Here is a 21,565-nt window from a genome sequence, read left to right on the forward strand (position 1 = left end):
TGAATGGAAGTGGGTTTATGTTACTTGTAGGGACCATCGTTGCATTTGGCATCTTGATTGGTTGTGTCTTACATCAAATTCCGTTGGGCTACGCGTTACTGGGTTGCTGGTTAATTTTTAGTTTGATTGCGCGCCGTGAATTAACCTGGCGGCAGATTCTGCAATTTTCTTGGCGAGGTGCCAAGACGTCTTGGGGCGTCATCAAGACCCTGTTGTTGATTGGGGCGACAATTGGTATTTGGATGTCCTCTGGTACGATTGCGACCATCGTGTATGATGCGTGTTTATTGATCAACCCGCACTACTTTATTCCGATTGTGTTTTTAGTCTGTGCGGCGGTTTCGTTTGTGATTGGGACCTCGTTTGGAACCGTCAGCGTGGTGGGCTTGCCGTTGATGCTGATTGCGAAGAGCGGGGCCATTAATCTGGATATGGTCGCCGGTGCAATTATTGCGGGTATCTACTTTGGTGATCGATGTTCGCCACTGTCGTCCAGTGCAAGCTTGGTTGCCACATTATCGATGACCAACCTATTTCGCAACATTAAAAACATGTTTAAAACGTCGTGGGTCGCATTATTAGTTAGCGTTGGCGGCTACTTTATCCTTGGTAACCTGCATCCGCTCAACCACCTCAACCGGTCGTTACTGACAACGTTGCGTGACAACTTCCACATTTCGTGGCTAATGCTGGTACCGGCAGCGATTATTCTGATTTTATCCGTTTTCCGCCGGCCAATCAGCGAATCTATCCTAGTCAGTATCGTGAGTGCTCTTTTAATTGGCGTCTTTAGTCAGCACACGGCATTGGGCACCCTACTTACGTCACTGTTTCTGGGATTCAATCCGGGACCGCACCAACTGATTCAAGGTGGTGGTATGATTTCAATGGTCAATCCGCTTAGCGTGGTGTTTCTCTCGTGTGCGATTGCGGGTATTTTCGACCACTTAGATAGTTTCAAACAACTTCAGACTCGACTGGCGCATCCGGAAGGCTCACCCGCGAAACGCTTTGGCATTACCGTGTTTGCGAGTTTGGTAACTGCCGGTATTGGCTGCAACCAATCAGTAGCAATCATCATGACGAACACGCTGGTAAAACGCAATTACCCCAATCAACATGATGAATTAGCGATGGGGTTGGAAAATACTGCCGTGTTACTCGCTCCTGTAATTCCGTGGAATATTGCGGTATTTGTCCCCATTGCCATTCTGGGGACGAGTTTTACGGGTTACCTCCCCTATGCGTTTTATCTGTACTTAGTCCCAATCTTTTACGGATGCTGGCAATTATTACGTTCCAAGCAACGCACGATTGTACAAAAACGCAATATTAGATAAAAATGATTGTCATTTAATTTTTATCTGTGCATATCGACAAAAATGACCAACGCAGATGCCACCTCCCCTAATGTGATTCGTGTTACACTATAGTTGTAATGATCATTACATTAAACCTACAGCGGTTTTCAGCTAACCCTTCCAACGGGGGTTGGCTGTTTTTTTTGAGTTGGTTATCGCGGTCAGAAAATCTAATTGATTTGCGCCTAAGTACCCGCTTTTTTTAATTTTAAGTAAGCATGCTTTCTTGATTCCCAAGACCTAATAAAACGCATTCTGCTAATTGAGCCTGACCAGCTAGTCTGATAAAATAAACTTTTGACGCTAAAAAATTAAGGAGTGATCCCGATGCCCCGAGCAATTAAACGCCAGTGTTATCAAACGATTCAACCGCTTAAACTTTATTTTGAACATGCAGGTCAGCTTAAAAACGAGTATCTGGCACCTAATCAGCCACTAGAACTCATACTGCCAGCTACGACTGATGACTCAGCAACGATGGTGGCCGTTAAAATTCCCGGATTAACACCGGTTTTTCACGTTGAGCGTGCTGATTTAAAGTTAACTGCTAAACCGATTAGTAGTAAGGCATTTGATCAAATTAGGGTCAACGTTGAATCGTTGCAACGAGTAACGGGAGATTTTGAGCGATTTGAAGTCCTCCCCTTCTAAAAATTCGGACAAACGAGGTAAGTTGGCGTTTTAGTAGTTGCAAATGTAAATTTCTTTACAAAAAATTACGATTTCCTTCTCAAATTAATTACATTTTCATGTCATAATGATGACTAAATGAAACGAACGAGATTTTAATCGCTCAAAGAAAGGATTCCTGCCCATGCTAAAACAACTTCAAACCATTAAATTGCCCCTAACCAACCTGATTACGTGGCGTCAACTCCCTAGACTGTACGGCATGAAGGCCGCTGAGACGTGGTCACAAACAAGTGATGCCCTTCAGCAAACGGCCCAAATTGACGAGATTGCTGAATACTTTAGTCAGGATCAAGCGCAAGGAGCTGTTTTAGCGGATACGCACTTACGAAATTTGTGGGAGCAACAGTCGGCTCAATTTGAGCTATATGGAATTCCAGAAATTGGGCGCTATGTGCTGGTTGTCAGTCGAACCATCTAAATTGAATTATTAAGCTTCATGAACCAAAAAGTTGTGGTCAGGCATCTTCAAGATGTTAACGACAACTTTTTTTAATTTAGTGTAGATTAATAATGACGGTTAAATTAGCTGATTACGTACGTGTTTTAGTACATAATATAGAGTGAATAACGTACAAGGAGTGAATAAAATGGCTGACTATCAAAATTTAATGGCGTTAAAATCACAGTTTGTCCAGTAAGCTACCACTAAAATTTAGGAGATGGTACTGCGTACTAATCCCATAACCTTAATGGATCCAAATGAGATAGAGGCTTGGCTCGATGAAGACTAATGAGTTCATTACACATTTTGTGGCATATGTCGATTATTGGATATTTAACGGATGATGATGTTTTCCAATGGTTGTCGTCATCCATTAGTCTATCGAATTAAGCGAGAATTACAGGTGGCGGTAGCGAAACGATTAACTAATTAGTTACTGTTCGAGTATTTTGACCGACATAAAAATAAAATCTATGGTATGCTAATACCCTAACATGATCGTCTCATCGAAACAGCCAGTCTCGCTTGTCGGGAGGGCTGTTTTTTTGTGACGTCGCAAAACAGCAGTCAACCGCCCCATCGTTCGCTAACGATTAGGTGATTGACTGCTGTTTGAGGTACCTACCGCCAAAGAATATCCAAGGCGGTTTTTAGTGGTTGGATAATGTCGGGCTGATCGTGACCAATAACCGAGTTACCGATTAGAGTTGCGAATTGCTGGTAATACCAGTGTTGATCTTCACGGCTGCTGTTGAAGCGGGTCCATAGTGCCCCACCGACTTGCTGATAATCGGTGACCATTTCTTGAATGTTAGCGGTTTTATCCGCCAAGGCGACGTAGAGAATTCGTGAGTTTTGCTCAGCTTCGTGGGCTAACCTTGCGATTTGATCCAACTTTCGGGTGCGCCAAGTGCCAACTTCATCAACGTGGCCGAGCTTGTTTTCCGTTTCAGCGGCGACTAGGTCTCTGATGACTGATCCAAAGCGACGTTCGAGGTCGGTCAGCGTCGTTTCGGTATCTTCAACCGTATCATGCAACCAGCCCACGGCAATCAGCGTTTCGTCGTTAGCTGTCCATAATTTGAGCCACTCAGTCACGGCAACCAAGTGCGTCACAAACGGCATCTTAGGCTTTCCCTTGCGGTGTTGATTAGCGTGAACATAGGTTGCGAATTGTTGGGCCGTTAAGGTTAACGGTAAGGCTGCAATTTCGGCGTGCGTTAATTCAGTCGAGTGAATTGTTTTTGAGTTTGGCTTCAAGGTGGCCTCCTTTTCGTCATCAGTCATTGCGAACTAAATGTAGCTACCGTAGACATCGTCGCGAAAATCTTCGACATCAAAGCCACCTTCAATATCCATCCGAGTTTCGTATTTCACGGTATTTCGGCAAATATCATAAAAGTTATTAAATAGGGTTTCGTTGTCCTTGAAGTTCCACCAATGCCAGTCGACTTTGATGGCTTTATTAGATGGAATGTCTAATCTTACGAGCACAACGATTTTGAAGAAGTTATCCGGGTCGTCTTTATCGCTAAAAGTCAGATTCAGACCGATACGGACCAGATTAGGTTCTTGAATGTCATCGTCAAAAAAGACGTTTGAATCTAATTCTGGGTCTAGGGTGTGTGGATCATAATTATTTCCAGTTGAAAAGTCTTCTAACAAGTAACCTAATACGATGTAGTCTACGGGTTGCATGGCAAGTACCTCCATCAAGTTTAATGGTTTAAGATTAGCACTTGGTAGCGACACTGGCTGTCGCTTACGGTGTTAGTTGATTTTTTAGGTGTTCACCAAACCCGAACACCCCGACCGCTTTCTCGATATTCCCAAGCCGCTTGTGAAAAGATACACTTAATGTATTAAATACAGGAGGCAACAATCATGAAAAAACTCACCGATACTGTTACTTTTCGCCATGGTGCAACGATCAATACTCGAATCGCCCAATCACCAATGTTAACGAATAGTGGTTCAGACGAAAAAGTCACTCAGGATACGATTGATTACTATAGTGCGCGTTCCAAGTCTGCTGGGATGGTCATCGTCGAATACACCAGTGTTAGCCCTAACGGTGGTCCATCTCGTTCTTGGGTCCCAGATCGTGAGCAGTTAGCAATCTACAACGACGATTTCAAACCCGGTTTTAAGCGAATTGCCGATGGCCTAAAGAAAGATGGTAACAAAGCAATTCTGCAAATCGTTCATTCTGGACGTGAAGCACAGTACCGTTACGAGTTAGGTGGCCGAGTTGAGGTACCAACTGACATGGACTTTCCATGGATCGACTACCCGCTGCATGAGTTAACTGAAGACGAAGTTTGGGATATCGTCCATGATTTTGGGGCCGCTACAAAGCGTGCGATTGACTGTGGCTTTGATGGCATTGAGATTCACGGGGCTAACCACTACTTGCTTCAGGAATTCTTCTCTGCTTACTCTAACCAGCGGACCGACTTTTGGGGTGGTAGTTTAGAGAAACGGATGAATTTTGCGATTGAAGTGTCTCGCGAGGTCTTTAAGACCGTTAAGGCCTACGCACCTGATGACTTTATCGTTGGTTACCGGATCAGTCCGGAAGAAATTCATGGTGAAAACGTTGGCTACACTTGGCACGAATCACAGCAACTAGTTCAAAAATTGACTGAATTATTTGAATTTGACTACATTCACCTATCAACGAATGATTATGCCAAAACGCCAACTGATTCGGACCAGAATTTTGCCCAATTACTAGGGACTGGTGTTAAAGCACCTGCCCTATTGATGATTGCTGGTGGCCTCAATACGGTTGCTAAAATGGAAGATGTTTTAAACTACGTTGACATTGCAGCCCTTGGTCGAGCAACCTTAATTGACCCACAAATTGCTGAAAAAATTAAAACGGGTCATGCTGATGAGATTTTACTCGAATTCAACAAAGAATCGGTTGATGCATCAAAGCTCACACCGGGATTGATTCAGTTACTAGCGAACACCCCTTACTTTGCAATGCCGGGCACGGATTACTTACAGACGTTAACGGATGTTAAGCTTTCTGATGCTGTGACCCATGATGGCACTAAATAAAGAAGCGCTAGAAAAAGAATGCCAGTCAGGCATTCTTTTTTAGTTGCGCACTTATTTCATCGATCAAGCTACGGGCTTGTTCTGATAATTTGTGGTTGGGATTGGTCAACCAGCCAAGCACAAAGGTATCATCGATAATGTTGCTGACGTCGATCCAGCTTAAATTGGAAAGTTCGTTCGTGCTAGAAAGGTTACCTTGAAAGACGCGACCAAAGCAAACCGTATTTAATTTTGTCACGACCTGTTCCATCGCCCAAGAGTCATCGATTCTGGCAATCAGTGGCAGTGGCCCGCACTGAAATTGTAGACGTTCAAATAGCCTATCGTGAAATTCATCGTTGAACATGCTGTACCTCTGCGTTTTCAGGTCCGCCATTGTGATTGGTCGATTTAACTGCGTTAGCTCATTATCTGGCGCACACATCAGGACCAACTTGCTGGTGCTGACCGGTGTAAATTCTAAATCAGCAATTGAATCGTCTAAAGCACTACTAATGGCGACGAACCCGGCATCAATCTCTTGGTTCGCTACACGATGGACAATCGAGTTGAATTCGTGACAGCTGATATTCAATTGCAGATTGTGATACTTGGTCGAATAACCGTCAATAAAGGTGGTCATGAACGGCCTAAGCATAATGTTCATGTATTGAATGGCTAAGCTTTGATGCTCTTGAGGGCTAGCAACGACCGAAGCGATATTTTCAAGTTGATTTTTATCTCGCAAAATATCAGAAACCGATGATAGCAATTGGCGACCTTCAGGGGTTGGTTTGGTCCCACTGGTCGATTTGTCGAAGAGCCGCACGCCCAGTTCAGTTTCTAGCTGACTGATAGCGCCACTTAAACCGGATTTACTGATATGCAGGGCATCCGCAGCTTTTTGCATCGAGTTATGCTGAGACAGGACTTCGGTGTAGAGTAATTGTTCAAAATTCATGGTGGTTGGCCTCTAATCTTCTGGAATATTAACCGGATCCATACCTATCCAGTTTATCATAATGGGTGAAATTTCCAGTGAGTGTATTTGAAACGAGACCTAATACCATCAACTATGCATGATGTCCTCCAACCAACCCACTTCGTTCAATCGCCGTGCCACCCGCAGTCAACGATGACGCGCGAACCAGCGCTTTATACCCATACTTTTTACGAATGCGGTCAATGGTAATCGCTAGTTGCTGCTTATGTAACGTCAATGCCGGATCCTCAAACAACGAGAACTGAATCAGTCGTTGCTGAGAAACCTTAGCGCACCGTACCCCAACCGAGCGCACTGGACTGCCATCCCACTTGGAATATAGGAGGTACCAGATGGCTTCAGTGAGCTGGCGAGTATCATTGGTTGCCTCCACGTGCATTTGGGCCGAGAATCGTGAATTACCGGCTTTATCGGTATCTGCAAAGCCAATCGATAAACTGACCAGTTCACTGACGACGTGATGGTCGCGTAACCGAGTGGCCACTTGATCGGCAACTTCGGCGAGCACCGTTTCTAGTTCCCGCGGATTCGTATAATCACGCATCAGAATTTGAGAGTTGCCGTATCCCTTGTTATCGCTACGGGGGACGTATTTTTTACTCAAATCCGAATAATCGATTCCCCAAGCATGGTAGTAAAGCTGTTCACCTAGAACGCCGAATTGACGCTTTAAGCGCTTGATATCAGCGTGCGCCAATTCGTTCACATTAAAAATACCGATGGCGTTCAGCCGCTTCGCAATTTTATCCCCGATACCCCACATATCGGTAAGTTTCGGGATCGTCCAAATGGTTTCTGGTACGCGCTTATACCCCCATTCAGCAATCCAAGGTGCCTGTCGCTTAGCATCGTTATCTAAAGCGAGTTTCGCCATCAATGGATTAGGACCAATGCCAATCGTGGTAATGATCCCCGTCTGATTGAAGACCCGTTGCTGAATTTGACGCGCAATTGCCTGGTTATCACCAAACAGGCGGTGACTGGCACTGACGTCGATAAAGGATTCGTCGATTGAATACGGAAACCAGTGCGCGTCATCAGTGAACTGGCGGTAAATGGTGTTAATCCGGTAGTTAAGTTTGATGTAGTCTTGCATATGTGGCTCGACCAGTTCAAGGTTCATGGTGTCGTTGAGTTCGAAGCGACGCGTTCCCAGTTTGACCCCATAGGTCTGTTTGCTGTAGGGACTCGCTGCTAGGATTAAGCCACCACTAGACTCTTCACGTGACAGGACTGCAATTTTGGCGGAGGTTGGGAATTCGCCGCGTTTGATGGCTTCGGTTGACGCATAGAACGATTTGCAGTCGATGCACATGACATCGTGAACGGGTAAGTAATCAGGATCTGATAAGGGCGTTTCAAACATCTTGCACCCACCACTTTTCTCGCTTGATCAGTTCTGCGTGGCGAATCGCGTTAAATAAAATCGTCAGCATGCCGGTATCCGTCTGTAAAAAAACAAAGGGCCGTTCAAACCCAATGATGATGCCCTGATGGTTGGTTAGACGATTGCTAACCTCAATTTGTAAATTGACGGTCTTAGTGTGTTCCCAGCTTTGCTGCAGCAATGAATCAATCGTTTCGGCTGGTTGTTGAGATAACCGCGTTAACGCTTGTTCATTGGCGCGCTCCTGATCCATAAAGTTGGTGTGATCAGACATGAAAAAGCCCAGCCATTTCACCATTCCGCGGTCACGGTATAACCATTTTTCTTTAGGTACTTCGTGAATCATGCTGATCACCTCTTTAAACTTAATATGTCAATCTATCCATGGCCGTGAATGAGATCGTTAGTGATGTCTCTGGTCGGATGAATGAGCTGATGCGTGTTGCGGTAATAGATCGTTAACGCCGAAAATGATTGTAAGTCGGCTAGTACGTGCTCGTATAAGGCCTTATCTCTGGGAATCGCTAGTAACTCGTGCGAATGTAAGAGCGCCGTTCCCTGCTTCTGCTTTTCAAGGAAGAAGTAGTACTGGTCGAAGAAGTGATTATCAACTACTAATAACCAATAACGGAAGCGATATTCACGTAGAAAGTAGTAATCATATTGGGCCTTTAGTTGCCTAGATTCCTTTATCATCCCAACCACCTCTTGAATACATTATACGAACGTATGTTCTGATAGTCAAATGTTCTTGAAAAGTGGGTACGAACACGCAAAAACGACCCAGTCTCGAGGGGGAGAGCTGAGTCGTTTGTTGTTCAAGTTATTGTTTGTAGTATAGATGGCCTTCAGGACCGTAACCCTTTATAAATTTGCCATTGTAGTAGTGTAAATAGTTTGTCGCCTTGAACTTATTACCAACTTTGTAGAACCGGTAATAGTATAAGTCATGACCAGCAGTATACAGCCATTCATGTCCGCGAACGTAATAGTAACGGCTACCGGCCTTGTGGTGATAAGCAGTTTGCTTTAGATGCGTCCCATCACCAGGACCACCGCCACTTGATAACGTTGATTTACCTAAGATAAAGTTATAACGGAATTTATATTGAGAAACCGGTTTAGTTTCCCAAGTTCCTCGTAACGCAGCGGGCGTACCCTTGTGCCAAGTTGTCGCATGGGCAGTTGTAGTTCCGGCAGTGCTAACGCCAATCAATAGACCAGTTGAAGCAGTGACTGCCAATAACAAGGCTTTAACGTGCTTATTCAATCCCATCTTTGATCCATCCCCTAATCTTATCAAGATATCTTATTATAGCATTATCTATCTATAAATTTTAGGCAGTTGATTGTTTGATGCGTTGCTTAAAGCGTTATTTGCTAAGATCCATGTTTTGCCAAGTTTTGGTTGTGGCATTATAGCGCCATTGAATTGTAACACCATACTTAGCGTCCAAACTGTATTGTTTATAATAAGCATCATTTGCCAGTGGAAATTTAAAACTTACATCTTTTGGTTCGATGGTTCCCCAACCAACATCATCAGGTAGATTTGAAAGGCAATAATAACTGGTATTTACAGCAATTCGACTTACAACATAATCTGGAACGTACCCTTGTTGGCCATTAATTTCAACTGGAATTGTATTGAATTGGCTATGTGCATTCCAGTACGGTAAGGCTTCGTTATTTTTAACTGTTGGTAACGGTTCGAATACCTTAATACTCTTAATTCTGTCTGCATCGTTGCGAGGTGAATTCATGATTATTGAAGCGTATCCCTGCGCTTGTCTATCAGGAAATAAATAAAAATCACCGGATCTTTCAATATAGTATTCGGTTGGTGTACCTGAAAATGGATCAGTAGTATCAGTTTCATTACCTTTATCGATACTAGAACTTACAGAATGCCATTCGTTATCCCAACTCTTAGTGTCAGCATGGTAATACCAGTTCAGTTGATTATTATGGTTAGCGTTTTTTGTAATTTGAGTCCAAGAGGCGTTGTCAGCAATTGGATGAGTGAATTTGACTTCAGTAGGTGCCATTGTTCCAGTTCCTAAATAATCTGGGAGATTAGTCAAACGATAATATGAGTCGCCTACCGCAAGACTATTTAACTCATCCATTTGAACATAACCCTTTTTACCGTTAGCTTCGATAAGCATTGTACCGAACCGTGATGATGGATAATTAGTGTCATACCATGATGGTAAACTCTTGTTATTTTCAGGTTTTGGTAAGTGTCCGAATACTTGAACAGTAGTTATGGCATCCGCTTCAGAATCTGTTCCGATAGTGAGGATGTCTGCCTGTCCCTTTGCCTCCATGTCTGGGTAGATATAGACTTTACCAGTACTATCGAAATAATACTCAGTTGGTTTATCGTCAAATGGTATTACAGGTTTATTTTCTTTATTTGAATCGCTTTCGTTAGTAGACTCATTTTTTGATTTATTTCCAGCCTTATTCTGCGCCACTTTCGCCTGAACAACAGCCAATTCATTCTTCAGACTAGCAATCTGATTCTTTAAATCACTCGATTGTGCCGATACATTCGTATTGTTTGCGTTACCCAATTGAGTTAATTGTTGCTGTAATGCATTGATCTGGCTTTGTAGTACTGTAATTTGCTGGTTAGTTTTAGCGCCTGTCTTAGGCTTAACAACATAACGCTTCAACACCTTAGCCTGATACCCCTTCTTAGTAGCTGTCACCTTATAATGCCAGCCACCTTTGAGCTTAACCTTGGTTTTAAGCTTAAACGTCCCCTGCTTGGTTGCCTTCCCCGTCGCATACGTTTTAGCATATCGCGTCACTCGAACTTTCGCGCCGGGTGTGGCCTTTCCGGAAATCGTCTTCGTCCCGGATTTTAGCGTAGTGACCTTCAAGTTGACGGTCTTGGTCTTGGCATTGACCGTTGGAGCGCCGCAAATCGTTAATGCGGTGGCGGCAGTTAATACTAAATATCTACTTTTCATGATGATACCCCTTTCATTGATAAATTAACTCTAACAGATTAATAAAATAGAATATATAAAAACTTGATTCATCAAGGGCGTAAACTGTTGATTTAAAGCCACGACAACGCATTAAAGGAAAATTATAAAAATTATGGAAATATCATCATTCCTCCAATTGTCATTAGTTGAACCATTGAACTTCAGTTGTGAACAATAGTTTTTTAGCACAACTAACTTTTTAAATGATAAACTTAAGGCGTAATGATCATTACGAGTCCTTCGACGGATGACTAACAGCTAACCTTCCAACGGGGTTAGCTGTTTTTTAGTTACGCAACATCATGACCATTTGCTTTATTTAACACCCATTTTTTCTGAAGTACACAAAAATAGCGCTCAAGCACCTCCCGTCAACTGACGATAAGCTGCTTGAACGCTATTTGAATGCAATTTAATTAATCATTTTCAGCTGCCCAACGTTTCCGGTTCAACCAGTAGGTTAGGGAAATGAAGGCCAGAAAGGCAATTCCGATGAAGACTGGAATTCGCGTTTCAGGATTTAAGACCATGAACACTAAGGTGACACAGAGGAACGCAATGGTGATGTAGTTTGAAAATGGGGCTAGCGGCATCTTAAACGGATGACTAGCGATAATATCGGGATGTTGCTTGCGGAACTTGAGTTGACTGATCAAAATCACGAACCACGGCACCATTCCGGGTAGCACACTGGAACTGTAAACCAGAACGAAGATGTCGCTGGCATCCTTAATGAAGTGCGGCAGCGTCATGTTTAAAATGACCCCAAGGAAGATGCCAAAGGCAATCGTCATGATGGCGTACAATGGCACCCCGTGACGGTTCAACAACGCAAACTTGCGTGGCAATTGGTGATTGTTAGCCAACGTGTACATCATTCGGCTAGTACTGTAGATACCGGAGTTGGCGCCAGATAAGGCCGCCGTGATGACCACGAAGTTGATGATCGTAGCTGCGGCAGTGATGCCGACCTTCGCAAAGGTTTCAACGAACGGTGAGCCAATTTGGCCTAATTTGTCCCATGGGTAGATACACAAAATCACAAAGATCGCGCCGATGTAGAAAATCAGGATTCGAGAAACCGTTGAGCGAATTGCCCGGACCAGTGCGGTTTGTGGATTATGCGCTTCCCCCACTGCGATGCCGATAAATTCAATCCCTTGATAGGATGCCAGCACGATGGATAACGCAAACACAAAGCCCTTCACACCACCGGTAAATACCCCATGACGCCAGAGGTTACTGAACCCAATCGCGTGACCGCCATTCCCAAAGCCAAACAGGATCAAGCCAAGACCAACGATGATCATCAAGACGATGGTCACCACTTTGATCAGTGAGAACCAAAATTCTAGATTTCCAAAGGTCTTCACAGAAACGAGGTTAGCCAAACACAGCGTGACAATGGCAATCAATCCCGGAATCCATCCCGGCAGATCCGGCCACCAGAACTTGACGTAGTTCCCAATCGCAATCATTTCGCTCATGCCAATGGCGACCCACTGAAAGATGTTACTCCAAGCAGTGAGGTAACCAAAGAACGGATGCATATATTCGGACGCAAATTTCGCAAACGAACCGGTGTCGGGATCAACGTACAGCATTTCACCGAAGGCCCGCATAATGAAGTACAGGGCCAATCCGGAGACGGCGTACGCCAATAGGACTGAGGGGCCGGTCCACTTGATCGTTGACGCGGAACCCATGAAGAGTCCCACCCCAATGGTCCCGCCGATGGCAATCATTTGAATCTGCCCGGCGTTAAGTTGTCGTTTCATCTCGTCATCCTTCCGTTAATTAACTTAAAATTAAGCTACAATAAACATTTTACTATACTTAAATGAGAATAGCGATATTGAAAACTTAACTAAAGTTAATGAACGGAAGTGAGGGCGCGACGATTGGCGACCTTAGCGAGTTCGATGGTTTGCTGCATCAGCGTGGTGATAGTCATGGGACCAACACCACCGGGAACTGGGGTGATATTACCGGCAACTTTTACGGCGTTATCATAATCCACGTCACCGACCAGCTTGCCATTTTCATCGCGATCCATGCCAACGTCGATAACGGTCGCGCCGGGTTTGATATCCCCTGCTTTAATGAGGTGCGCAACACCGGTAGCTACGACCAAAATGTCAGCGGTACGGGTAAATGATGATAGGTCCTGCGTCAAAATATGGGTGTACGTCACCGTAGCGCCCGCGTTCAGTAGTAAGGCCCCCATTGGCCGACCAACAATGTTGGAGTCGCCAACGATGACGGCGTGCTTGCCCTCTGGATTAACGTTGTAGTGGTCAAGCATCGTCATAATGCCCTTTGGCGTGCAGGAAACGGGATAGTGCTCATGACTGTTAGCAAATAGTTTACCGACGTTTTCGGGACTGAACCCGTCAACGTCTTTTTTCACGTCAATGGCGCGAATTACGGCGGTTTCGTCGATTTGCTTTGGTAATGGCAACTGAACGAGGATGCCGTGAACCTGGTCATCCGCGTTGTATTTGGCAATCAACGCCAATAAATCGGCCTGCGTCATATCGGCTGGCTTGCGTTCAATGATGGAACGGATGCCGAGCTTTACGGCCTTACGGTGCTTGTTACGCACGTAGATCTGGCTGGCGGGATCGTTGCCGACAATGATCACAACTAAAGTCGGGTACAGGCCAGTGGCGTTTAAATCGGCCACCTCCTGCTTCATGTTTACGTCTAACTGATTGGATAAGGCTTTACCGTCAATAATCAATCTCCATACCACCCTTTCGTTTTTGGTGCGCGTTCATCATGTTGGTGCCGGTGCTTTCTCTCTAAATCGGAACGTTTTTCAGAACGATTCTGATTAACATTCGTATTATAACCGATTTTACATGATATGTGGCTAAATATTTACTGAAAAATCCTTTAATAAATAGTACAAATGATATTAATGTGCGTCTTTTGCTAAACTTTAGCGTTAAAAACGAACAATTAGCAACTCAACCAAACAAAACCTCGACAACTTAGGGTTCAAGTTAGCCGAGGTTTTTGTCAGGGCACATTAATTAATCCTTTGGTCGCGAATCGTAAGCCCGCTTAGACTTGTAGCCGGCTTGGAAGACCGTTTTCATTTGTTCGATGTGGCGTTGCTTGGTTGCTTCCGCTTTGGCGCCGAAGATAAAGCGTGCCCACTCACGTTGATAACCGGGGGTCAATGCGTTAAAAAAGTCGGCCATGGTTGAGTCGTTGGCGAGAAGTTCTGCAACGGCTGGGATGTCGACTTCATACTCGGATAATGGTTTTTGTGGCATAGGGGCCACCGCCTTTCTTGTTCAGTTGATTCCAATTAAATAGTGTAACACAGTTGTGAGCGATTGAGGGCTGAGATGCTGATTTGAGTAGCATGTAAAGTCAATTGAATCAGCAAAGCAGCAGCTTGCACAAGTTGACCTGACACCAATGGGTATCCTGAATTACATTAAACCTATTTAAAAAACTGATTGACAAACCACCCTACTTTGACGTTAACTAATGGTTAACAGCCATCGTGTCTTGACACCTATAAAATCTAAGATGGTTTGAAAGGATTTCACTCATGGAAGTTAAGCCTAATATCTGGCGGGCAGGGTTGGCCCGAACCTTTTCGCCTAAGTATCTGTTTAGTGATTTATTCAAAGTTAGCGGTCAAAAACGGGTGTATTTACTGGCACTGTTAGCCATCCAACTTGTGTCGTTTTTCATCGTGTTCAGCAATGGCCATTTTTTGGTTCATGCCAATAACACGACGATTGGCAACATTAGTTTATTGGCTAGCGTGACCGGTGTCTTTAGCGTTGTGCTGGTTGCGAATGGTCGGATCACCAATTATTTTTGGGGTATCTTGAATAGTTGTGCCTACATTTACGTGTCCTTTGATAGTCACCTGTATGGTGAAGTGTATTTGAACTTATTTTTTATCGTGATGGACCTGGTTGGCATTTATCAGTGGACTAAGGCGGATCAGCAACAGGCCAAAACCAAAGCGACTCAGGAAAAGGTTGTGGCACGGACGATGTCGGTGAAGGGCTGGCTGTTGATGGCGGTGGTTTTAGTGGTGAGTTGGCTACTTTTGGCCGCCTTTTTATCTAGAGTGCCATTCATCACCGCAACCATTGACCCGCATCCGTACATGGATTCAATGAGCACCGTCTTACAAGTTGGCGCAATGGTCTTAATGGCCTTCCGATTTGGCGCTAGTCAGTGGGTGCTATGGAACATTTCTCACGTCGCTGAACTTGTGCTCTGGACGCTGAACTTTAATCCCATTATGCTGGCGCTGTGGTTGGCCTTTTCCATCAACTCAGTCTACGGGTTCTACGTCTGGACGTTCCAATTGCGGGAGCAAAAAGTAACCGATGAGGCGGAGGTATCTGAATGACGGTCTCGTTTAACTTAAATAGTGAGGAGAAATTTCAGGAAATTAGTGACCAGTCGTTTGCGGTTAACCACGAGTTGTTGTCACGCGTTGACTTGACACAACCGTTGCAACATCGCCAATGTGTTCCGATTCGACAGGCCATCAAAACAGCTGCAATCTGTGATTTTCAACCTGTTTCACAATCAGTCACCTTACCTAACGAGACTCAGCTAGTCTATGATTTAGGCGAATTAGTCGTCGGCCACTTTGCAGTTGATCTTCAAGCGATAGGCGCACCAATGGACGCCCCGCTATTGCTTCACGTTCGGTTTGCGGAAACGCTGGCAGAACTCGATGAAGATGTAGCGACTGTCGACAGTTGGCTACCGCTATCTTGGATTCAAGATGAACAACGGCACGTTGACGTTTTGCCACAACGACTAACGTTTGAGCGGCGGTACAGTTGCCGGTATATTGCGTTGGCAGCAGTCGGTCAATCTCGTAAGTGGCAACCACAGTTTAGTCAACCGGTGTTTGACGCTGAAGGCGCTGCAATTAATCAAACTGTCGCCCCGCTGACGCAATTACCCGAGTGGCTACAAACGATTGATAAGAAATGTATCCAGACACTAAAAAATACCATGCAGGTTGTCTTCGAAGACGGTACCAAACGGGATCGTCGGTTATGGTTAAGCGATTTTCGAACGCAGGCACTGGTGAATTACGCGACCTTTCAAAATACAATAGTTGCCAAACGTTGCCTTTACCTGTTTGGCAGTTTTATGGATGACACTGGCCGCATCCCAGCGGATATTTTAACGCTGACTGGCCAACCGGTGGCGGATGATTTATTTTGGTTCGATTATGAACTACTGTTTCCGGTTGCACTAGCCGATTACGTTGATGCTACTGACGATTTGGCAACGTTACGGGAACTTTATCCGGTGGTACAACGTGTGATGGCGTTTTTGAAGACGGAACTGACGGCTAACTTAGTCGGCCCCCGTCAAGATGTTTTCATTGATTGGTCCAGTCAGGTTGATAAAGAAGCGGCGGTTCAGTTGCAGGCGGTAATGACGATACAGCGATTTGTTGACCTTGCTCAACGGATGACGGATCCTCAGTTGGCTAACTATGAAGACTGGTTAACCGATCTGACGCAGGCCACGCTGAATCACTATTTTGATTCGCAGCTAAATGCAGTGGTCAGTGGTCCCAAACGTGAAACTAGTCCACTGAGTCAAATCTACGTGCTGTTGGCAGACATTTTATCGCCAACGGCCACCGAAGCCGTTATTGACCGGCTGCTTAAATTTGACCTCGAGCAAACCGTGACCACGCCGAATACGCAGGGACTGTTGGCGGAGGCGCTGTTTAAACACCACCACCAAGATGATGCGTTAGCCGTTATTCGGTTATTTTGGCAAGGCATGGTTGATCGGGGTGCCGATACGTTCTGGGAGGTCTATGATGCGCATGATCCGAACTACTCACCGTATGGCTCGATTCTGCTGAACGGGTACTGTTTTGGTTGGAGTGCTTATCCGGCGTATTTGTTGCGGCGATATCTTTAACTAACAAGCACCCCCTAAGTTCCGGTATCGGGAATTTAGGGGGTGCTTGTTAGCCGTTATAAAAATCATGATTCAAGCGTTGTGGTATCGTACGCTAAAGCCTGAGTGCATGGTACGATTTAGTCGTCCTTCCGCCGACGAGTTCTGCCTAGGACCAGCAGGCCAAGCAAGCTTAGTCCAAGGAGCGAAAGACCAGTAGCCGGTCGTTCGTTCGTTTGTGGTAGCTTGGTAGTAATCGATTTAGCAGTGGCCCCCTTCTGGTTAGCTTGAGCCAGCGCCTTTGTTGTTTGAAGACCGGTTTCGGTCGCAATTTCCCCCGTTGCCGTGGCCTGCTCTGTTGCCGATTGCAATGGCGTTGCGTTAGTTGGCGTCTTGGCTACTGATTGAACTGGCGTAGCGCTAGCGTTGATCGGTGTTGCTGGTTGAGTTGGTACATTGGTCGTTTGCGCTGACGCGGGTGTTTCAGGTGTTACCGCCGTTGCGGGTGTCTCAGTTGTTGTAATCACTGGCGTGTTGGTTGATTCGCCATCAGTGCCTCCCGGTGTTACCGTTGGTTGGTAGGTGATTGGTGTATCGACATATGGATCCGTTACGACCGGTGGCAAATACCCTTTCGTCAGATCACCCGGATCAACGGGCTGCAATGGCTGTCCATCTGGTCCAACTGGTTGATAACCTGGGACGTTAGGAATGACCGTTGTGATCGTTTTACCCGCATCAGTTGGATCATTTGGATACGTGATGGTTGGGACGTTCGGCAGGTTCGTGGTGTAACCGCCCAGCGCTTTGTAGGTTACCGTTTTGGTGACGTCACTTGAGGTTGGCGTTAATCCAGTAACTGCTGGCACGGTTGCTTCGCTAGCTAGATAGCTAGTGATGACTGGTGATAGCTTAGCGGTAAAGCTCGTTTTACCGTCTTTAGCGACCCAATCGGTGTAGGTCATCTGGCCGTTAGTCAAGTCGACCGTTCCAGTTCTGGTGAACGTTACCGTATCAGTGACGGTTGGTGCGGCTGGTTGGCCATCTTTATCGTAGACATAGTTAACGGTTTCAGTTACTACTTGCTCTAACCCGGTCTTGTCGGACCCAGCTGGCCACTTTGGTCCATCAGGATTGTTGGTAATGATTGGCTCGCCTGGGCGACCTGGTTGATCCGGTGTGATGGTTTGGGTTTGGTGCTTGAGGTGAACAGTGAATTGTTGCGGTGTGGCGTCGTCGGTATCAAATGCAATGATGTTATCAGTTGGCAAATCAGTGCCAACAATGGTGTACCCTAGTCTGGTTAAACCACCTTGGATGGCGGTTCGAATTGGACTATAATCATGCGTGCCGTTTGAGACGCTATTGATCGTATCTTGATGAACTTGTGCGCCATTGGCATCGTCATCGACGTAGGTGACGATTGCGATTTGTTGATCAGGATTGTAGGTGACGGTCAACTTAAGATCGCCGGTGGTTGGCGTTACCGAATAGTCAGCTGTATTGGCCAAATCAGGTGTGTAACCAGTAATCTTTGGACTCGATTGTGAGTTGAACGTTGTTTCACCTGTTGCCTGCCAACCAGCGTCACTTGTTAAGGCAACGCTGGTTGGATCTGTTTGGTAAGCCACAAGCTGATCAGGCGCCAAGTAACCTAATAATTGGCCGGTGATTCGATCAACGATGGCTGCTCGTTGGAAAGTTACCGTTTGGGTCATGTCATCTGCCGCTTTACCACCAGATGCATAGACGTAGTTAGTGGTTTGAGTGACTGTTCGATTGAGATCGAGTGCTTGTGCGCCCTTTGGCCACTTGAGATCAGTTGATGGCATCGTTGTGCCTGGCGTCTTGGGTTGATCCGGCGTTACAGTAACCGTTTGGTGTTTCAAATGCACGAGGTAAGTTTGCGGTGTTGTGGCATCGTCATCAAAGGTGATGACGTTTCCGGCTGGCAAGGTCGTGCCGACAATCGTGTAACCTAACTTAGTTAAACCACTTTCAACAGCGGTTCGAACCCGACTGTAATTATTAGTACCGGCCGTTACGCCATTGATCGTATCCACGTGAACTTCGGCGCCATTGGCATCGTCATCGATGTAACTGACCGTCGCAAGCTGTTGATCAGGCTTATAGGTGATAGTTAGCTTAGCAGAACCCGTTGATGGTAGTGCTGTGTAAGCGGTGGTTGTCGCTAAATCAGCAGTATAACCTGCTTTGGTGGCTACCGGACTCGTGAGCGCTGCAAAGTTGGCATCGCCACTGCTGATTTTCCAACCGTCATCAGTACTTGGCGTATCAGTTGGTTTAACAGCTGTCGTTTGCGTTTCTGAGTCGTTATTTTCGTAACTTACATAGTTATCAGCAACTGCAACTGGTAAGTAACCGATAAAGTCACCGCTGACAGCGTCAACGATTGCGGCGCGTTGATACGTGACTGACCGAGTCACGGATGGTGCAACCTGAGTACCATCATCATAGACGTAGTTGACGACTTGGGTGATGGTCCGGCTGAGGTCACCGGTTTCAGTTGGCCATTTCGTCGTTGTATTTGGCATATCGCTACCAGGAGCCGCTGGTTGATCTGGTGTTACTGCGATAGCTGCGTGTTTCAGGTAAACAGCGGTCAATTGTGGTGTATCAGTTCCGGTATAGGTGATCACGTGGCCTGAATCGGATAGCGTGTTCCCCGTCATTTTATCGAAAACATACCCCAGCGCTTCATACTTAGCTAAAGTAGCCTGGTACGTTGTATCGTAGTTTTCAACTTTGCCAACGTAACCATCTAAGTTGACCTTTTCCAAAACTCGATTAGCGTCACTTTCATCGTAATAAGCAATTGCAACCGATTTTGGAATCTGGGCGTAGATGACTTTGACTTCAGAATTAGTATCGGTTGCCGCAACGTTTAATGCCGCTACCGTAGTTTGATCTGGGATGTATCCGGTTTTAACATCTGCAGTTGGTGAATCGACTTTTGCGAATGTTTGAGTAGCGGACCAGCCATCCGTTTTCGATAAAGCAACACTCGTTGGATCTGCTTTGTAAGCAGCCAAGCTGCTATCCGGCAAGTAGCCTAAAACCGTTCCTGTTGCGTTATCAACAATGGCATCTCGCGTGAAGGTCGCTGTTTGAACGACCGGCGCACTTACTTGACTTTGACCATCACCGTAGACGTAATTGATGGTCCGGGTAACGTCCTTTTTCAGGTCAGTTGCCGTTACGCCCGCTGGCCATTGGGTGGTGGTGTTAGGAATCAGATTCCCGGGAGTTCCTGGGGTTGTTGGCGTCACGATGGTCGTGGTATGCGTTAAATGAACATCATACACGGGACTTTGCGTCAAATCATCGTCAAAGGTCAAGCTAATCCCGTTAGTTGCATCACTGACTAATTTGTAACCGGCTTTGACGTAATTATTGATTGTTGGCGTGGTGACATAAGCAGTCGTTCCATCAAGTACCGGTGTCAAACTAGCCCCCGTCAGGACTTTGCTTGCAAGTGTCGTTTGGGTTATGTCATCGATATAGTTGACCGTTACCGTTTGCGTTGCGGTGTCGACAACTGGAATCAAAATGGTATCGCCATCGAAATCGTAGGTGGCAACTTGGCCGATCACTGCGGTTCCGTTTTGGCCACCGAGACTACTGTAATCGGCATCACTGTTGACGATGTTGCCAACTTTATAGGCTGCGGTGCTGTTTGTTGAAGTGATGGCTAGGCCAGTTGTAGGGTTGATCAACCGGTAACCGGTTGGCAGATCGGTATTTTTGATAATTGGTACTTTCAGCGTATCTTGGTTAATGTTCAAAGTTTGCGTCAGAGCCGAAGCAGGTATCGTTGTGCCATCAGGTAATTGATAAGCATACTTGACCGTTGCTTTACCACTGATGGTCATGCTAGCAGCCGAAGCTTGTTTCAACACGATTGGCGTCAAACCGTCAGCGTACGTACCACTATCGAAATAAGCCGTCTTGCCAAGATCTGCTAATTGATTCGGATCTTGGACGTTGAAAACAACGCGACCTAGGTTAGTATTGGCCGCTAAATTATCAGTTTGGATCAGAATAGATTTAATTGCTGACCAGTCCGTTACATCATCAGCACTGACGTAGCCGGTTGAATCTGGGGTCGTCAAAGTACCAGATTGTTGGTCCTGGGCCAGAGTACTGTAGCTAACGGTAACACCGGTTGGCACGTTGGTAGCACCCTTTGTGAGTTGAACGTCATATTGAGACTTTAGCATATCACCAATTGTTGGCAGATTGATCAATTCGGATACATTAGTCAGTCCGTTGGCGGTTAAGTTTTGAACGTTGACTGCAAATTGGTTGTCAGCTAGCGGTTGGTAGATGGAAGTCGTCCCAGCTCGGGAATAGCCCGTATCGTTGGAACCCTGAACCATAGTGATACCGTAGATGCCGCTCATGTTTTTGATGGTGTAGGTGGCGTTTTGGATAGGAACGAAAACGGCAGTTGGATCGCCAGTCATTGCACCATCTGTATCAACGCCATTTGAAATATCTTGGACTTGATCTTTGACCGTATAATACATTTTAAGGGTACCGGTGCCAGCCACCGCATCCGGATCGGCTTGAATATCAAAGTCATACAAAATCCGTTGTAAAATACTATCCTGAATTATTCACCAGAAACTCCAAAATCCCCATCAAACACATGATTCAAGTGCTTGATGGGGATTTTACGTTTTC

General features: G+C 45.6%; 18 protein-coding genes. 6 read left to right on the plus strand and 12 right to left on the minus strand.

Features of this window, described 5'->3' with window-relative positions; translation table 11 throughout:
* Positions 1–17: 17 nt before the first annotated feature.
* The 3 genes from ACYVR3_RS06750 (at position 18) to ACYVR3_RS06760 (ending at position 2,472) form a co-directional block, all read left to right on the plus strand.
* Entirely contained in the window at positions 18–1,340 is a 1,323-nt protein-coding gene (locus ACYVR3_RS06750; RefSeq protein ID WP_461243596.1) for a Na+/H+ antiporter NhaC family protein, read from the plus strand.
* 348 nt (positions 1,341–1,688) lie between these two features.
* Positions 1,689–2,012, plus strand: coding sequence for a hypothetical protein (locus ACYVR3_RS06755; protein WP_461243597.1), 324 nt, complete (start codon positions 1,689–1,691; stop codon positions 2,010–2,012).
* A gap of 163 nt (positions 2,013–2,175) precedes the next feature.
* Positions 2,176–2,472 carry a hypothetical protein gene (locus ACYVR3_RS06760; protein ID WP_461243598.1) on the plus strand — a complete coding sequence of 99 codons (297 nt, stop codon included), beginning with the start codon at positions 2,176–2,178 and terminating at the stop codon, positions 2,470–2,472.
* Positions 2,473–3,117: 645 nt separating this feature from the next.
* Here the strand turns inward: ACYVR3_RS06760 and ACYVR3_RS06765 are convergent.
* Together ACYVR3_RS06765 and ACYVR3_RS06770 are read right to left on the minus strand one after the other, a co-directional pair.
* A complete protein-coding gene (locus tag ACYVR3_RS06765; RefSeq protein WP_461243599.1) occupies positions 3,118–3,756 on the minus strand; it encodes an HD domain-containing protein in 639 nt (212 codons plus the stop codon).
* A 33-nt stretch (positions 3,757–3,789) separates the two neighbouring features.
* A complete protein-coding gene (locus ACYVR3_RS06770) occupies positions 3,790–4,194 on the minus strand; it encodes a hypothetical protein (protein ID WP_461243600.1) in 405 nt (134 codons plus the stop codon).
* Positions 4,195–4,380: 186 nt separating this feature from the next.
* On the opposite strand from ACYVR3_RS06770, the gene ACYVR3_RS06775 reads away from it, so the two are divergent.
* Positions 4,381–5,565, plus strand: a complete 1,185-nt coding sequence (locus ACYVR3_RS06775; RefSeq protein WP_461243601.1) for an oxidoreductase — start codon at positions 4,381–4,383, stop codon at positions 5,563–5,565.
* Positions 5,566–5,590: 25 nt separating this feature from the next.
* Here ACYVR3_RS06775 and ACYVR3_RS06780 read toward each other — a convergent pair whose 3' ends face one another.
* From ACYVR3_RS06780 to ACYVR3_RS06820, 9 genes are all read right to left on the minus strand, one after another.
* On the minus strand, positions 5,591–6,505 hold the full coding sequence (locus ACYVR3_RS06780) for a LysR family transcriptional regulator (protein ID WP_461243602.1): 915 nt from the start codon (positions 6,503–6,505) through the stop codon (positions 5,591–5,593).
* A gap of 112 nt (positions 6,506–6,617) precedes the next feature.
* On the minus strand, positions 6,618–7,913 hold the full coding sequence (locus ACYVR3_RS06785) for a Y-family DNA polymerase (RefSeq protein ID WP_461243603.1): 1,296 nt from the start codon (positions 7,911–7,913) through the stop codon (positions 6,618–6,620).
* Complete coding sequence (locus ACYVR3_RS06790; RefSeq protein WP_461243604.1) at positions 7,906–8,280, minus strand: hypothetical protein; 375 nt, start codon at positions 8,278–8,280, stop codon at positions 7,906–7,908. Before ACYVR3_RS06790 ends, ACYVR3_RS06785 begins: the two co-directional genes overlap by 8 nt.
* Positions 8,281–8,312: 32 nt before the next feature.
* Positions 8,313–8,630, minus strand: a complete 318-nt coding sequence (locus ACYVR3_RS06795) for a hypothetical protein (RefSeq protein WP_461243605.1) — start codon at positions 8,628–8,630, stop codon at positions 8,313–8,315.
* Between the two features lie 127 nt (positions 8,631–8,757).
* Positions 8,758–9,210, minus strand: a complete 453-nt coding sequence (locus ACYVR3_RS06800) for a hypothetical protein (protein ID WP_461243606.1) — start codon at positions 9,208–9,210, stop codon at positions 8,758–8,760.
* Between the two features lie 97 nt (positions 9,211–9,307).
* Positions 9,308–10,915 carry a FlxA-like family protein gene (locus tag ACYVR3_RS06805; protein ID WP_461243607.1) on the minus strand — a complete coding sequence of 536 codons (1,608 nt, stop codon included), beginning with the start codon at positions 10,913–10,915 and terminating at the stop codon, positions 9,308–9,310.
* Between the two features lie 437 nt (positions 10,916–11,352).
* Positions 11,353–12,714 (minus strand): amino acid permease, encoded by a 1,362-nt coding sequence (locus ACYVR3_RS06810; protein WP_461243608.1) that lies wholly within the window; start codon positions 12,712–12,714, stop codon positions 11,353–11,355.
* A 95-nt stretch (positions 12,715–12,809) separates the two neighbouring features.
* Positions 12,810–13,679: a bifunctional 5,10-methylenetetrahydrofolate dehydrogenase/5,10-methenyltetrahydrofolate cyclohydrolase gene (locus tag ACYVR3_RS06815; RefSeq protein WP_461243609.1), complete on the minus strand. Its 870-nt coding sequence runs from the start codon at positions 13,677–13,679 to the stop codon at positions 12,810–12,812.
* Positions 13,680–13,974: 295 nt separating this feature from the next.
* A complete protein-coding gene (locus ACYVR3_RS06820) occupies positions 13,975–14,220 on the minus strand; it encodes a YdeI/OmpD-associated family protein (RefSeq protein WP_057152279.1) in 246 nt (81 codons plus the stop codon).
* A 284-nt stretch (positions 14,221–14,504) separates the two neighbouring features.
* Here ACYVR3_RS06820 and pnuC point away from each other — a divergent pair, with 284 nt between their 5' ends.
* The gene (pnuC, locus tag ACYVR3_RS06825; protein ID WP_461243610.1) at positions 14,505–15,326 is read left to right on the plus strand and encodes a nicotinamide riboside transporter PnuC; all 822 of its coding nucleotides are present in this window, start codon (positions 14,505–14,507) and stop codon (positions 15,324–15,326) included.
* Positions 15,323–16,879: an alpha-L-rhamnosidase-related protein gene (locus tag ACYVR3_RS06830; protein WP_461243611.1), complete on the plus strand. Its 1,557-nt coding sequence runs from the start codon at positions 15,323–15,325 to the stop codon at positions 16,877–16,879. Before pnuC ends, ACYVR3_RS06830 begins: the two co-directional genes overlap by 4 nt.
* A 119-nt stretch (positions 16,880–16,998) precedes the next feature.
* Here ACYVR3_RS06830 and ACYVR3_RS06835 read toward each other — a convergent pair whose 3' ends face one another.
* On the minus strand, positions 16,999–21,468 hold the full coding sequence (locus ACYVR3_RS06835; RefSeq protein WP_461243612.1) for a mucin-binding protein: 4,470 nt from the start codon (positions 21,466–21,468) through the stop codon (positions 16,999–17,001).
* Positions 21,469–21,565 lie beyond the last annotated feature (97 nt).

Source organism: Secundilactobacillus muriivasis (genome assembly GCF_054785195.1).